General features: G+C 67.5%; 12 protein-coding genes. 3 read left to right on the top strand and 9 right to left on the bottom strand.

All coding sequences use genetic code 11. The features are described 5' to 3' along the window. Positions 1-118: 118 nt before the first annotated feature. Positions 119-2,242 carry an excinuclease ABC subunit UvrB gene (uvrB, locus tag ACN9M4_RS09920; RefSeq protein WP_426303350.1) on the bottom strand — a complete coding sequence of 708 codons (2,124 nt, stop codon included), beginning with the start codon at positions 2,240-2,242 and terminating at the stop codon, positions 119-121. Between the two features lie 83 nt (positions 2,243-2,325). Between uvrB and ACN9M4_RS09915 the strand changes: the two genes are divergently transcribed. Next, the gene (locus ACN9M4_RS09915) at positions 2,326-2,724 is read left to right on the top strand and encodes a RidA family protein (RefSeq protein ID WP_426303349.1); all 399 of its coding nucleotides are present in this window, start codon (positions 2,326-2,328) and stop codon (positions 2,722-2,724) included. Positions 2,725-2,779: 55 nt separating this feature from the next. Here ACN9M4_RS09915 and coaE read toward each other — a convergent pair whose 3' ends face one another. Then, positions 2,780-3,988, bottom strand: coding sequence for a dephospho-CoA kinase (gene coaE / locus ACN9M4_RS09910; RefSeq protein WP_426303348.1), 1,209 nt, complete (start codon positions 3,986-3,988; stop codon positions 2,780-2,782). Between the two features lie 22 nt (positions 3,989-4,010). Here coaE and ACN9M4_RS09905 point away from each other — a divergent pair, with 22 nt between their 5' ends. Then, positions 4,011-4,712 carry an IMPACT family protein gene (locus ACN9M4_RS09905; RefSeq protein WP_426303347.1) on the top strand — a complete coding sequence of 234 codons (702 nt, stop codon included), beginning with the start codon at positions 4,011-4,013 and terminating at the stop codon, positions 4,710-4,712. A 157-nt stretch (positions 4,713-4,869) separates the two neighbouring features. Here the strand turns inward: ACN9M4_RS09905 and rpsA are convergent, their stop codons facing one another. The 4 genes from rpsA to polA form a co-directional block, all read right to left on the bottom strand. After that, positions 4,870-6,345 carry a 30S ribosomal protein S1 gene (gene rpsA, locus ACN9M4_RS09900; RefSeq protein WP_426303346.1) on the bottom strand — a complete coding sequence of 492 codons (1,476 nt, stop codon included), beginning with the start codon at positions 6,343-6,345 and terminating at the stop codon, positions 4,870-4,872. Between the two features lie 195 nt (positions 6,346-6,540). Then, entirely contained in the window at positions 6,541-7,515 is a 975-nt protein-coding gene (locus tag ACN9M4_RS09895) for a polysaccharide deacetylase family protein (protein WP_426303345.1), read from the bottom strand. Positions 7,516-7,571: 56 nt separating this feature from the next. Beyond that, entirely contained in the window at positions 7,572-8,870 is a 1,299-nt protein-coding gene (locus tag ACN9M4_RS09890) for a GNAT family N-acetyltransferase (protein ID WP_426303344.1), read from the bottom strand. Positions 8,871-9,005: 135 nt separating this feature from the next. Next, positions 9,006-11,648: a DNA polymerase I gene (gene polA, locus ACN9M4_RS09885; RefSeq protein ID WP_426303443.1), complete on the bottom strand. Its 2,643-nt coding sequence runs from the start codon at positions 11,646-11,648 to the stop codon at positions 9,006-9,008. Positions 11,649-11,826: 178 nt separating this feature from the next. Here polA and ACN9M4_RS09880 point away from each other — a divergent pair, with 178 nt between their 5' ends. Continuing rightward, on the top strand, positions 11,827-12,294 hold the full coding sequence (locus ACN9M4_RS09880) for a hotdog fold thioesterase (protein WP_426303343.1): 468 nt from the start codon (positions 11,827-11,829) through the stop codon (positions 12,292-12,294). A gap of 29 nt (positions 12,295-12,323) precedes the next feature. On the opposite strand, the gene ACN9M4_RS09875 is transcribed toward ACN9M4_RS09880, so the two are convergent. The 3 genes from ACN9M4_RS09875 to ACN9M4_RS09865 are packed head-to-tail and all read right to left on the bottom strand — an operon-like array spanning position 12,324 to position 14,903. After that, on the bottom strand, positions 12,324-12,878 hold the full coding sequence (locus ACN9M4_RS09875) for a dihydrofolate reductase family protein (RefSeq protein ID WP_426303342.1): 555 nt from the start codon (positions 12,876-12,878) through the stop codon (positions 12,324-12,326). Between the two features lie 13 nt (positions 12,879-12,891). Continuing rightward, a complete protein-coding gene (locus ACN9M4_RS09870; RefSeq protein WP_426303341.1) occupies positions 12,892-13,917 on the bottom strand; it encodes a hypothetical protein in 1,026 nt (341 codons plus the stop codon). Next, positions 13,914-14,903 carry a hypothetical protein gene (locus ACN9M4_RS09865; protein WP_426303340.1) on the bottom strand — a complete coding sequence of 330 codons (990 nt, stop codon included), beginning with the start codon at positions 14,901-14,903 and terminating at the stop codon, positions 13,914-13,916. The genes ACN9M4_RS09870 and ACN9M4_RS09865 overlap by 4 nt, the downstream gene beginning before the upstream one ends. Between the last annotated feature and the right edge of the window lie 84 nt (positions 14,904-14,987).

Raw genomic sequence — 14,987 nt, 5'->3', positions numbered from 1 at the left:
GCCTGCCTGCGCACTTGGTGCTGAATCGGCGGCCCGCTGCGTCCGGCGAGGCATCTGTGCCTGGCGTGCTGACGGACGTAGCGCTTGGGATACTCCCCTACGTGGGCATTACTTTACCCTAGGCGTGCCCGGCTGACTGCATTTGACGCAGTTCCCGCTTCAACTCACCCACTTCGTCACGTAGCCGCGCGGCGATTTCGAACTGCAGTTCCGCGGCGGCGGAATGCATCTGCTCAGTCAGCTGTTCGATGAGTCCCACGAGGTCTTCCGCCGGAGCGGCAGCGAGGCCGTCACTGCGCACGATGGCTGCACCCTTCTTGGCCCCCTTGGCGCCGGGTTTGGCGGATGAGGCGATGCCGCGCTTGCCCTTGCCGTAGTCGAAGCTTCCCAACAGGGCATCGGTGTCGGCATCTTCGCGTGCCAGCTGGTCCGTGATGTCCGCGATCTTCTTGCGCAGCGGCTGCGGATCGATGCCGTTTTCCTGGTTGTACTTCACCTGGATGTCGCGGCGCCGGTTGGTTTCCTCGATGGCGTGGGCCATGGAATCGGTAATCCGGTCCGCGTACATGTGCACCTGGCCGGAGACGTTACGGGCCGCACGGCCGATGGTCTGGATCAACGAGGTGGACGAACGGAGGAAGCCCTCCTTGTCTGCGTCCAGGATGCTGACCAGCGACACTTCGGGAAGGTCCAAGCCTTCCCTGAGGAGGTTGATGCCTACCAGGACGTCGAACACGCCCATGCGGAGTTCCCGCAGCAGTTCCACGCGGCGGAGGGTATCGACGTCGGAGTGCAGGTACTGCACCTTGACCCCGTGGCCCAGCAGGTAGTCGGTGAGGTCTTCGGCCATGCGTTTGGTGAGGGTGGTGACCAGGACGCGTTCGTCCCGCTCCACCCGGGTGCGGATCTCGCCCAGGAGGTCGTCGATCTGGCCCTTGGTGGGCTTGACGATGACTTCGGGGTCGATCAGGCCGGTGGGGCGGATGATCTGCTGCACGAAGCCGTCCGCCTTGCCGAGCTCATACTTGCCGGGGGTGGCCGACAAGTAGACGGTCTGGCCGATGCGTTCCAGGAACTCGTCCCACTTCAGCGGCCGGTTGTCCATGGCGGAGGGCAGGCGGAAGCCGTGGTCCACCAGGGTGCGCTTGCGGGACATGTCCCCTTCGTACATGGCGCCGATCTGCGGCACAGTCACGTGGGATTCGTCGATGACCAGCAGGAAGTCGTCCGGGAAATAGTCCAGCAGGCAATGCGGTGCGGTGCCTGAACCGCGGCCGTCGATGTGCCGGGAGTAGTTCTCGATGCCGTTGCAGAAGCCCATCTGCTGCATCATTTCGAGGTCGTAGGTGGTGCGCATGCGCAGGCGCTGGGCCTCGACCAGCTTGTTCTGGCCCTCCAGCACCTTGAGGCGCTCGGCAAGCTCGTCCTCGATGGCCGTGATGGCCCGGCCCATGCGCTCCGGACCGGCGACGTAGTGGGATGCCGGGAAGACGTACATCTCGGTCTCTTCGCGGATGACCTCGCCGGTGACCGGGTGGAGGGTGTAGATGTTCTCGATTTCGTCGCCGAAGAACTCGATGCGCAACGCCAGTTCCTCGTACATGGGGATGATTTCCACGGTATCGCCACGGACGCGGAAGGTGCCGCGGTGGAAGTCCATGTCGTTGCGGGCATATTGCATGGACACGAACTTGCGCAGGAGGTCGTCCCGGTTCATTTCCGCCCCCTTGCGGAGCGTCACCATTCCGGCGATGTACTCTTCCGGTGTGCCGAGGCCATAGATACACGACACGGTGGCGACGACGATGACGTCCCGGCGGGTGAGCAGGGCGTTGGTGGCCGAGTGTCGGAGCCGCTCCACTTCCTCGTTGATCGAGGAGTCCTTCTCGATGAAGGTGTCCGTCTGCGGGACGTAGGCCTCAGGCTGGTAGTAGTCGTAGTAGGAAACGAAGTATTCCACCGCGTTGTTCGGCAGCAGTTCCCGGAACTCGTTGGCCAGCTGCGCCGCGAGGGTCTTGTTCTGGACCAGCACCAGCGTGGGCCGCTGGACCTGCTCGATCAGCCAGGCCGTGGTGGCGCTCTTGCCGGTGCCGGTGGCACCGAGCAGCACGACGTCCTTTTCACCGTTGTTGATGCGTTCGGTGAGTTCGCCGATGGCGGCCGGCTGGTCACCGGCAGGCTGGTATTCGCTGACGACCTCGAAGGGCGCGACGACTCGGTTGATTTCCTGGGCGAGGCTCATGCATCAAATCTACCCCTGCCCGCGGACAGTTACTGTCCGCGTTCCGGCGGCAGTTTGACCCGTTTCCGTGGCACGATGGCGCCATGGACATCACCTACCTGCAGCCCGAGGGGCTGGTCCGCAGCCCCGCCTTCAGCCATGCCGCCGTCGTTCCGGCAGGTGCAGCCACGGTCTACCTCGGTGGCCAGAACGGCGTGGACGCCAGCGGCACTGTTGTCTCGGACGATGTAGCCGAACAGTCGCTCAGAGCCGTTGCGAATGCCCGGCTGGCCCTGGAGGCCGCCGGTGCCTCATTGGCCGATGTGGTGCACTGGACCGTGCTCATCCACGTCGACGCCGATCTCGGTGCCGCCTACGGTGCCATCGCCCCGCAGCTCGCCCGCGAGGGCGCCCCTCCCCTTGTCACGGCGGCGCGGGTGGCCGGGCTGGGTGCCCCCGGGGCCCTCATCGAAGTAAGCGCCATCGCCGCCTTGCTCCCCTGAAACGCCTTGCTCCCCTGAAACGCCGTGTCCACTGAGGCAGTGCATTCCGGAGGCGTCAGGAGTACGACGGCGCCCGCCAGCCGCTGCTTTCGGCCCAGGCTTCCATGCGGGGCTGCGCCTGCTCGGTGAACCAGGGTTCCTTCGCTTCGGCATAGCGGGCGGTTCCCGCGTCGTCGGCGAACTGCGCCGCCAGCTCTTCTTTCAGCAAGGCGTAGTCCGCCCGCGCGTCCGCGTCGGCGCGCAGCCAGTCCCGGAACAGCAGGGCGTAGCGCCAGCCCGGACTGCCAGCCACGCGGAGGTGGACGTTGGCGGGCTGTCCGGGATCCGCATTCGCGTGGAAACGTTTCTGCCAAAGCGCCGGATCCTCGAATCCGGGCTTCGCCGTGTCCCGCCAGGCGCCGGGCACCGCGGGGAAGCCAGCCTCGCCCAGCGCGGGGGCGAGCTTATCCGCCGTCGCGAGCGAATCAACGGTGAGCTGCAGATCGATGACGTCCTTGGCGGGCAGTCCGGGGACCGCCGTCGAGCCGACATGGTCGACGGCCAGTAGTTCCGGTGCGGCCTTGCGGATCCGCGCGGCGAGCCGCTGCGCGACGGCGGACCAGGCGGGGTCGGGCGGCGACAGGCGGGCACCGCCGGGGCGTTCGGCGCGACTGCCCGAAGCGAGGTTCCCGGCAAAAGGCAGCAGCCGTTCCTCCCACAGGCGGTCCACCTGGGCGAGGACGTCTTCGGGGTCGCCGGAATTGTCCAGGACCACGTCCGCCGCTGCCAGCCGTTCATCCCGTGTTGCCTGCGCGGCGATCCGCGAACGTGCTTCGTTCTCCGCCAGGCCGCGCAATCCGGTCATCCTTTGCACGCGCAGCTCTTCCGGGGCGTCGACGACGACCACCAGGTGGAAGCTGCTCCCCTGCATGGTCTCGACGAGCAAGGGGATGTCCTGGACCACGATGTCCCCGGGGTGCGCCGACTGCAGCAGTTCGGCCGCACGCCTACGAACGAGGGGGTGGACGATTCCGTTGAGGACTTCACGGCGGCCGGGGTCGGCGAAGACGATTCCGCCAAGCCTGGCACGGTCCAGCCGGCCGTCCCGGTCCACGATGTCCAGGCCGAAGGCATCCACGATCCGGCGGAGGCCCTCGGTGCCGGGCTCCACGACTTCGCGGGCGATCACGTCGGCGTCGACCAGCACCGCCCCGAGTTCACGGAACCGCTGGGCGACAAGGGATTTTCCGGAGGCGATCCCGCCCGTGAGTCCGATTTTCAGCACCCCTCCACCCTAAACTGGCTCAGTGCCAGAACAAGAGAGCCGGGCCACCGCGTACACGACGCTGGCAGCCGGCAGCGATCTCCGCCATGAACTCGAAATCAAGCGTTCCCGCTTCATCACCGTGCTGCGCCGTGCCACGGACGAGGACGCGGCGCGTTCCCTCGTGGCTGAGCTGCGCAAGGAATTCCATGACGCCCGGCACCACTGCTCGGCCTTCGTCCTGGGACCGGACCGAGACGTGCAGCGCTCCAGCGACGACGGCGAACCTTCCGGCACGGCCGGGATTCCCATGCTGGAGGCCTTGGTCAAACGGGAGACCCTGCCCGGGGTGAGCGACCTCAGCGACGTGAGCGCCGTCGTCGTGCGCTATTTCGGCGGCATCCTCCTGGGCGCCGGCGGACTGGTGCGCGCCTATTCCGAATCAGTGTCCTCCGCGCTGGACGCCGCCCCGCTGGTCCGGCGGAGCCGGCTCCGGATCTGCGCAGTGCCCGTCCCCCATGCCCAGGCCGGGCGCCTGGAGAACGAGCTGCGGGCCGCGGGATTCGTCATGGCGGACAGCAGCTACGAGGCCGAGCACACCGTGCTGCGGCTCGCCTTGCCGGACAACGCGGCGGACATCGCCGACGCCGGTGCGCGCCTGGCCGCGCTGACGGCAGGCAGCGCGGGGCTGCTGCCGCAGGGGACGGAATGGATCGATCGCAGCTTGGACATGTCCGGTTTCTGAAGTCGGCGATGGACATAACGGGTTATGTCCATCTGCAAGCACGTGCACTGGACATGTCCGCAAGTGACCACGCACGGACCTTAAACGGAAGGCGCCCCCTCCAACTGGAGGGGGCGCCTTCGTGGCTATTCAGCTGTTCCCGTGCGGGAAAGCGGAATTAGTTGCCGGTGAGCTTCTCGCGCAGTGCGGCGAGGGCCTCGTCCGAAGCCAGGGTACCCGAGGAAACCTCGGAAGCAGCCGGCTCGGAGGAGTAGCTGGTGGCAGCAGACTCGTTGTCGCCGGAAGCGGCGGCAGCGGCGTCGTCAGCAGCGTGCTGTGCAACCTGCTTCTTGTGGGCTTCCCAACGTGCCTGGGCGTCAGCGTACTGCTGCTCCCATGCGGCGCGCTGTGCTTCGTAGCCTTCGAGCCATTCGTTGGACTCGGGGTCGAAGCCTTCGGGGTACTTGTAGTTGCCCTCTTCGTCGTACTCGGCAGCCATGCCGTACAGAGCCGGGTCGAACTCGGTGCTGTCGGCGTCAACGCCCTCGTTCGCCTGCTTGAGGGAGAGGGAGATGCGGCGGCGCTCGAGGTCGATGTCGATGACCTTGACGAACAGTTCGTCGCCAACGGAGACAACCTGCTCAGCCAGTTCAACGTGGCGGACAGCCAGCTCGGAGATGTGGACCAGGCCTTCGATGCCGTCTTCGACGCGAACGAACGCACCGAACGGAACGAGCTTGGTGACCTTACCCGGAACAACCTGGCCGAGGGCGTGGGTGCGGGCGAAGGTCTGCCACGGGTCTTCCTGCGTAGCCTTGAGGGACAGGGAGACACGCTCGCGGTCCAGATCCACTTCGAGGACCTCGACGGTGACTTCCTGGCCGACCTCGACAACCTCGGACGGGTGGTCGATGTGCTTCCAGGACAGCTCGGAAACGTGAACCAGGCCGTCTACGCCGCCCAGGTCCACGAAGGCACCGAAGTTGACGATGGAGGAAACGACGCCGGGGCGGACCTGGCCCTTTTCCAGCTTGTTGAGGAAGGTGGAGCGCACCTCGGACTGGGTCTGCTCGAGCCATGCACGGCGGGACAGCACAACGTTGTTGCGGTTCTTGTCCAGCTCGATGATCTTGGCTTCGATCTGCTGACCGATGTACGGAGCCAGGTCGCGCACGCGGCGCATTTCGACGAGGGATGCGGGGAGGAAGCCGCGCAGGCCGATGTCGAGGATAAGACCACCCTTGACGACCTCGATGACGGTACCGGTGACGACACCGTCTTCTTCCTTGACCTTCTCGATGTCGCCCCAGGCGCGCTCGTACTGAGCACGCTTCTTGGAGAGGATCAGGCGGCCTTCTTTGTCTTCCTTGGTGAGCACCAGGGCTTCGACCTGATCGCCGACGGCGACAACGTCGCCCGGGTCAACATCGTGCTTGATGGAAAGCTCGCGGGAGGGGATGACACCTTCGGTCTTGTAACCGATGTCGAGCAGAACTTCGTCGCGGTCGACCTTGACGACGGTACCTTCGACGAGGTCACCGTCGTTGAAGTACTTGATGGTGGCGTCGACAGCTGCGAGGAAGTCCTCGGCGGTACCGATGTCGTTAATGGCGACTACGGGGGTACCGGGCTTCTCGGTGGAGGTGATGGTCATGTAGTAGGGGCTCCGTTGTGGATAGTATGTCGGTCAGGCAAACCGCCCGCTTCCCGTTCCGGGCTTCGGGACACAGCACAAGGCCGGGTCATCCTGAATTGTGGATTGTATTGATCGCGTGCACGTAGTACACGCCCGTTCATTCTAGTCGCACGCGCCAACAAGGGTCAAAATCGGCGCCGCCGCGGCAGCCGGTTACCTCAGGAGCCCGCCCACCTCGCCAAGGCGTGCGAAGACCACGCCCCGGTCCAGCAGGCGGGGCAAAGCCGCCGCGTAGCCGGCAGCCGTGCCGCTGCCAGGGTGGTTGAAGTGCGAAATCACGATGTCGCCGCCCCGCACCCCGGCCAGTTCGGCGGCGACCTGCCCGGCGCTGAAGGTTGCCCCGCCGTCGCCGTTCACGCTGAAGTTCACCGGCACCTGGCCGAGCAGCCGCGCGATGGCGGCTGCGACGTCGTCGTAATGGGCCGTTCCCGAGCGGAAGAACCCGCAGGGTTTGCCGCTCAGCTTCTCCAGCACGGCCTTCGCGCCCGTCAGTTCGTCATACACCTCGCCGACGTTCGCGGTCCCGGGAATCCCGTAGGCCTCGCGTCCGTCCACTGAGAGCGGACGGTGCACTGCGCCGTGGTTCGCCAGTTCGAAGAGGGGATCCGCTGCAAGGGCGGCGGCGCGCTCCGGGTTGGCCGCGACCCAGCGCCCGTTGAGGAACAGCGTGGCGGGGACCCTTAGTCCGCGAAGGGTGTCGAGGAGCCGCTCGTCGCACGCCGCTCCCCCGGGACCACCGCAAGCGTCGAAGGTGAGGACGGCTTTCCTGGACTTGCTGCGGGTAGCGACCCCGCGCACTTCCATGCCCCATTCCGTAGGCTGCCGGTCCCCGAAACGGGCGATGATGGCAGCGCGCGACGGGAGACTGCTTGCGCGGCGGGCCGTGCCGTTCGGGGCCCCGCCGGTCAGAGCCGTGGTGTTCGGCCCGGCGTGTGCGGTTCCCGGACTGCCGGGCTCCCCCGGAGTCGGGGCAGCCGGCAGGCTTTCGGCCGGGCCGCTTTCGGTCGTGCCGGCGCAGGCGCCGAGCGCCGTGGCCGCCAGCCCGGCGGCAGCAAGAAGTACGGTGCGGCGCCCGGCCGCGATGTGTCGGGCACCGGTTCCGGTGCCGCCGACGATGGAGTCCCCCATGGATTCCTGTTCTGTTATGGCCCGCTGGAGCGGGAGGTGGTGCCGGAAGTGGCTATCTAGAAGTGGGTGGCGCAGTGCGCGGGACGTTCGACGGCGAAGAGCTGCCGGGCGCGGAACGCGGCACCCGGCGTGTGCTCCCGGATCCGACCGGCGGCCAGCAGGGTCAGCGGGCTGACTGCGCCGAGGTAGATCGAGCCGAGGTCCGCGACGTCGAGGGACAGGTCCGCTGCAGCGCCCGCCGGCGCGGGAACCACCGTGGCCCGGTTCTCCGCGGCGTCCAGTACCCAGCGGCCCTCGGCGTGGCCAAGCCCGTCGCTGACGTCGAGCACCAGCCGGCCGCTGCCGGCGTAGCTCCTGGCCGAAAGAGCCCCGGCAACGTCGAGGATCCGCAGCCACAGCATGTCCCGGTGGTCCGAATCCGTAACGCAGCGCGGGTCTGCCAGGGCCCAGGCCAGCGGGTCGTCGACGGGCGCGTCCTGCCAGCTGACCTGTTCCACGAGGTCGATGCTGCCCAGGAACTGCCACAGCTCCAGGTAGGCGGCGTCCGTGCCGGCCACGATGTCCAGCACCTCCACCGTGTAGGGCTTGCTGTCCCAGCCGGCGAATTTGTAGGAGACGTACCCGTCCACGGCGCCGTCGGCGTCGTAGTGTAAAGCCGCCTTGACCGCCCGGTCTTCCTTGCCGTCGCGGCCGAGCGTCCCTGAGACGTGGTTGCGGTAGAAGTCCTGCCGCACGATCGATCCCGGGGTGCGGCGGTGGGCCTGATCGAAGAGGGCGGGGGCCAGTTCCAGCAGCACCGCGGGGTCAGCGATCTCCACGCTGCCCACGGGCTCATGGCGGAGCCGGAACTTCGGGCCGGTGTCCACCTTGATGCTCCGTTCGAAGGTGGCGACGCCGAAGCCGAAGCGGCCGTAGATCGAAGCCTCGGAGGCGGTCAACGCGGCCATCGTGGTCCCGGCAGCCTTCGCCGCCGCCAGGTCGCCCTCCATCATCCGCCGCAACAGGCCCTTGCGGCGGTGGGTGCCGCGGACCGTGACGGAAGTGATCAGGTGCGTGCGCAGCTGCCGGCCGAAGCCGATGTTCAGCTCCTTTTCGAAGCTGCCGAACGTCGCCACCGGGTACGCGGCGTCCAGCGCGTGGGACGGCGTGCCGCCCTTCAGGTAGGCCCCTGTCAGTTCCCGGCCGTCGGCCAGGTGCAATTCGATGATCTTGTCGATGTGTTCGTCGGCGCGGTGTTCATCATGGAAGCCGTGCCCGACGGCTCGGATCCAGTCGCGTGCCTGGCGGTAGCCGGGTTGGTCCCTGGGCGCGGATCGGAATCGTTCGATGACGTAGTTTTCATTGGGATCTGCCACGCGCCCAAGCCTAACCGCCGAGGGCCCCGAAGTGAGCGAAGCGAGCTTTGGGAGGCGGTTAGGCGCTAACCAGACGCAGCAGGGCGCGCCACCATACCGGCGGCGCGCCCTGCGTGCGGTTCCGTTGAAGCGGCCTCAGTGGCCGGCGTCGTGCCAGCTGGTCCCGACGCCGATCTGGACGTCCAGCGGGACGCTCAGCTCTGCCGCCGACCCCATCTGCGCGGCCACCAACTGCTCCACGGCTTCCCGCTCACCCGGGGCGACCTCGAGGACGAGTTCGTCGTGGACCTGCAGGAGCATACGCGACTTCAGGCCCTGGCCAGCCAGTTCCGCGGAGACGCCAAGCATGGCGCGTTTGATGATGTCCGCGGCCGATCCCTGGATGGGTGAGTTCAGGGCGATGCGTTCGGCCAATTCGCGGTGCTGCCGGTTGGTGCTGGTGAGGTCCGGCAGGTAGCGGCGGCGGCCTTCGATGGTGGAGGTGTAGCCGTCGATGCGGGCCTGTTCGACGACGCCCCGCAGGTAATCGCGCACCGCACCGAAACGGTCGAAGTAGTCCTTCATGAGCGAGCGGGCCTCGTCCACCGAGATTTCCAGCTGCTTGGACAGGCCGAAGGAGGTCAGGCCGTACGCGAGGCCGTAGGACATCGCCTTGACCTTGGAGCGCATGGCGCTGGTGACGTCTTCAGGTGCCACGTTGAAGATGTGCGAACCGACGTAGCGGTGCAGGTCTTCGCCCTCCTTGTAGGCCTGGATCAGTCCTTCGTCCCCGGAAAGGTGGGCCATGATGCGCATTTCGATCTGCGAGTAGTCGGCGGAGAGCAGGCATTCATAGCCTTCGCTGACCACGAAGATCCCGCGGACCCGGCGGCCTTCCTCGCTGCGGACCGGGATGTTCTGCAGGTTCGGGTTGTTCGAGGAGATACGTCCGGTGGCAGCGACGTTCTGGGCGTAGTCCGTATGGATGCGGCCGTCCTCGGCCACGGACTTCTTGAGGGTCTCCACCATCTGGGCGAGCTTGGACGACTCGCGGTGCGCCATGAGCTGGACCAGGAATTCGTGACCGGTCTTCTCCAGGAGGGCCTTCAGGGAGGCGGCGTCCGTGGTGTAACCGGACTTGATCTTCTTGGTCTTCGGCAGTCCGAGTTCCTCGAAGAGCACTGTCTGCAGCTGCTTGGGCGAACCCAGGTTCACTTCATGGCCGATCGCGGCGAACGCCTGCTCCTGGGCGTGCTGGACCACCTTGGAGAGGTCGGCGAGCTGTTCGTTCATGCGGTCCGTGGACACGCCGATGCCGGCAAGCTCCATGGCCGCCAGCACGCGTGCGACAGGCAGTTCGAGGGTGGTCAGCAGCGCACCGGCCTGGCGGTCACTGAGTTCCTTTTCGAAGTGCTTGCTGAGGGTGTGCACGACGGCGGCCTGCCGCACCAGTTCGGTGGCGGCGGCGCCGTCCGGGCCGTCGCCGAGGTCCAGTTCGAGCTGCCCTGACGCGGACGCCCCGCTTGCCAGGGTGATCTTCAGGTGGTGCTGGGCAAGTTCCGGGAGGTCGTAGCTGCGCCGGTCCGGTTCGATCAGGTAGCCGGAAATCGAGGTGTCATCGACCACGCCTTCGAGGCCGAGCCCGCGATGGTGCAGGGCCTTCAGGGCGGCCTTGAACTCGTGCATCACCTTGGCTTCTTCGGGGTCCTTCAGCCATCCTGCGACCACGGCCTCAGCGGCGGCGTCGAGCCTGGGCAGTTCCACGAAGGCGGCCCCGTTGCCGCGCACGACGGCGAGGGCTTCGGCGTCGTTCCCGATCCGGCCGGGAACCATCTGCACGGCCACGGCCGAACGCATCCCGGCCCCGGCAGCGAAGAAGGCCTGCAGTTCCGCCGCGTCCTCCAGGACGGCGAATTCCGGGGCTTCGATGGTGTCCGGCGCTGCACCGGCGGTGTCGTCACCGTAGAGGTCGAACAGCCGGGTGCGGAGGGTCTTGAATTCAAGCTCGTCGAAGAGCTCTTCGATGGCCTGGCGGGCGGGCCGCGGTTCGGCGAGCTCCTGCAGGCTGACCGGGAGGTCGAGGTCCGTCAGCAGGCGGTTGAGGCGGCGGTTCCGCTTGACTGCCTCGATGTTCTCGCGCAGTGCCCCGCCCACCTTTCCGCCGATCGCGTCCAGGTTCTCCAGGATCCCCTCCAGACCGCCGTAGAGGTTGATCCACTTCGCTGCGGTCTTGGGGCCGACGCCGGGGACGCCGGCGAGGTTGTCCGCGGACTCCCCCACCAGGGCGGCGAGGTCCGAGTAGCGGGACGGCGTGACGAAGTACTTTTCCTCGATGGCCGCGGCGTCCATGCGCGGGATATCGGAAACGCCCTTCCTCGGGTAGAGGACGAAGACGTTGTCGGTGATGAGCTGGAAGGAGTCGCGGTCCCCGGAGACGAGGAGCACTTCGAAACCGGCCGCCTCGCCCTGGGCTGCGAGCGTGGCAAGGATGTCATCGGCTTCGTAGCCGGGCATCTTGATGGTCTTGATGCCCCAGGCGTGCATGACCCGTTCGATGAGGCCGATCTGGCCGCCGAACTCTGCCGGGGTCTCGTTGCGGCCGCCCTTGTACTCGCTGTATTCGGCCTTGCGGAACGTGGTGTCGTCCGAAACGTCGAAGGCAACGGCGACGTGGGTGGGTTTCTGGTCCCGGATCAGGTTGATCAGCATTGACGTGAAGCCGTGGACGGCGTTGGTGTGCTGGCCTGCGGAGGTGGCGAAATTTTCGGCCGGGAGTGCATAGAAGGCCCGGAACGCCATCGAGTGGCCGTCAAGCACCAGGAGCCGGGACCGGCCGCCGGACGCCGTTCCCGGAACAGCGTCCGGAAGGGTTGCGGCCCCGGCGGCAGAGATTTCGATGGCTGTGTCTTCGATGGCCTGGTTTTCGACGGTACCGGCCGGTTTGGTTGTTTCGCTCACAGGTGCCAGCCTAGTTGCCATGATGGACAATTTCACGCCGGGCCGGTTCACCGAGGAACTCATCGCCGCCGGTGTTCCGCAGGAGTATCACGGCTGGCTGGATCGCTTCGGAGTGGGTGCGCTCGTAGTGAAGATGGGTATCAGGTTCCTGGAACTGGGGCCGGAGCGGTCCGTCGCCACCATGCCGGTGGAAGGAAACACCCAGGTGGCCGGGATCCTGCACGGCGGCGCCCATGTGGTGCTGGCGGAGACTCTCGGCTCCTTCGCGGCCTCCCTGCATGCCGGGCCCGGACGCCACGCCGTCGGGATCGAAGTTGGAGCCACTCACCACCGTTCGGTCGCTGCCGGCCTTGTCACGGGGACCTGCACGGCGATCCACCTCGGCGGCACCCTCGCCACGCACGAGATCGTCATGACGGACGCGGCCGGCCGGCGCCTGTCTACCGCGCGTATCACCAACATGATCCGGGACAACCGGGGCCGCTGAGCGGGCAGGCGGCTGCGCCGCCCGGGATGCTAGCCGGCGTTCCTGCCCGGAAGCCTGTACCGGAGCTCCACGGCGGCCCCGCCGATGGTGCGGGAAGAGAGCAACTCAAGCGGCGCCGTCGGGCCGTCAACGGGAAGCAGCTGCTTGCCCGAGCCGAGCGCCACCGGAATCAGCGTGACGATGATCTCATCCAGCAGCCCCGCCCGCGCGAACTGGGCCACCAGGTCCCCGCCGCCCACCAGCCACACGTTCCGGCCGGCCGCGCTGTCGATCAGGTCCTGCGCGAATTCGGCGACGTCGCCGCGGACGAAGGTGATGTCCGCCCCCTCGGGCGCCGAGTATTCGCGGTGGGTGAAGATCCAGCAGGGCAGGTCCGGGTAGGGCCACTTGCCGGGTTCGTGCTGCAGCAGCCAGCGGTAGGTCTGGCCGCCCATGACCACGCAGCCGACGCCGGCCATGAACTCCTCGTAGCCCTCGCCCACACCTTCGGTGCTGTCGAACTGGAGGAGCCAGCCAAGGTCGTCGTCGGGGGTGGCGATGAAGCCGTCGAGGGACGATGCAACGTAGTACTGGAAATCGGACATGGCCCCAGCGTACTTACCGCGGTGCGGGGTTCCCAGAGGCGGGATTGCCGTACTCGACCCGGACGCTGCCGTTGTCGGGAAGCACCACCACGCGGCCGTCGTTCAGGGTCCAACCGTCGTTGAGCAGGAAGATCCGGCCGCCGCTGACGACCAGCAGGCGCAGCCCGCTGTAGCGGTAGAGCGGCGCGGCGGTGGTGCCGGCAGAGGACTCGAGTACGTTCGGCGCCGAGACGGCGAGCCGCTCCTTGCTGTAGACGACGGCGGTGGGCAGCAGCGCGGACCGTTCCTGGTAGTCGACGGCGGCACCGCGGCCGAGCGCCTGGGCATAGTCGGCAGTGCCCCAGAACAGCAGCAAGGTCACCAGGATGAACATGAAGGCGCGCTCCAGTCCGCGCGGGGTCAGGATCGGGCTGCGCGCAGCGTATTGCGCCACGCGCCGGCGCAGGGCAACTCCCCAGCTGCCGAGCAGCAGGCCGCCGGCGATCAGATAGGGAACGTAGAGGAGGGTGCGGTCCGGCTGGGTTACGGTGAGGATCCACATGGCGGCGGCGAACAGGTAGCCGCCCGCGGCCAGGACTGCGGCCCCACGTCCGAGGGCCCGCCGATAGCGGCCTCCCGCGATGACTTTGCTGAGCGCGCGGTCCGCCATAAGCCACGCGAGTCCGATGAGCGCAAGCCAGGCAAGCGGACGGAACAGCGACTGGATGCTTCGCAGGATGAAGTCCTGCACGGTGTAGCCGAAAAGACTCACGTCCAGGCCCATGGACTTGGCCTGCGCGTCGCTGCGTGCCCAGCCGAAGTAGACCAGGAGGGCCGTCGCCACCGTGAGCGGCGGGCCGATGACCGAGAGGACCTCCAGGGTGCGCTGCCAGCGGGTGTCAAGCAGCCCACTGTCGCCCGCCTGTGCACCCGAATCCGCCGCACCGGAGTCCAGCGCGCCGGATTCCGGCACTCCGGCGCCGTTGGCTCCGGCGTCGTTGGCTCGGGCGTCGTTGGCTCTGGCGTCCGGGGCTTCCGTCCCTGCAGTCGTGCCGCTCACGGGGTAGCCGTGCTGCCTGTGCTCCCGGACGGTCCGGGGCTCGCGGGCTCGGGCGGTTCCGTCCCGGAAGGCGTGGCGGAGCCGCCTGCGCCGCCGGTGGGAGCGGCGTCGTCGTAGAAGAACTGCACTTCACCGGGCGCGTCCAGGGTGTCGGTGATCGAGACGGTGATCGAGTCCTTGTCGCCGGCTGGTGGCGTCTTGAAGTAGACCGGGAAATAGTCGCCGTCGGTGCGGGTTTCCACGCCCGAGTCCTGGCCGTCGATCCGGATTTCCGAGACCCGTACGTAGTAGCCGTCCAGCCGGACCCAGGTGCCTCCGGACCGCGGACCGGAGGGGCGGCTGAGGCCCGGCACGGGGACGAAATTCTCGTCGACCACCGTCAGTCCGCTGAGCCGCCGCGGGCAGGCTTCCCCGCTGCCCGGCTCCAGCGGGACCGCGGTTCCGGGGTTTGCATTGTGGTAGTCAACGGCGCTGCGGGCCACGGCGAGGACGGCCAGTTCCAGGCAGCGGCCCTCAGGTGGCGCTTGGACGGCGGCCACCGCCGTCGCCGCGTCCTGCCAGAGCGCGCCGGTCCCGTCCCGCAGCGCATAGCAGACGGCCTCGGCGGCACGCCACACGTCCTTGAACGCGGTGCCGTCCACGCCGTCGCGAAGCTGGTCGCAGTCGCGGCCCTGAGCGAACAGGTACATCCGCCCTTCCTGGGGATCGTTGGGGCCGACGGGGCCGATCGGTATCCACCGGACCACCGGTGCCGCCGCGGGCGGCGGAACATCGGGGGCCGGCGGGCCGGGAACAGGCCGGACGGTAGGCTCCATCGGCGCCGGGTCGCTGCTTGCCGGGACGCTGGGAGAAGTCAGGGCGGGCGTCTGCTGAGCGCCGGTGCTTTCCGATCCAGCCGGCGGGCCGCAGGAAACCAGCGCAAAGGCAGCCAGGATCACCGGAAGGATCGTCCCGGAAGTGCCGTTCAGTTTCAGCCGTCCGAACATGGCCCCACACCTGCCCCAGGGCGGCGCAATGGCCCCCGGGAAAGGCGGCCAGTCAGCTTGCGCAGCTACACAGCCGATTATTCT

The sequence above is a fragment of the Arthrobacter sp. R-11 genome, from assembly GCF_049913155.1.
GTDB lineage: Bacteria > Actinomycetota > Actinomycetes > Actinomycetales > Micrococcaceae > Arthrobacter.
The sequence above is the reverse complement of the archived record's forward strand: the minus strand, read 5'-3'. Positions and strand labels throughout refer to the sequence as shown.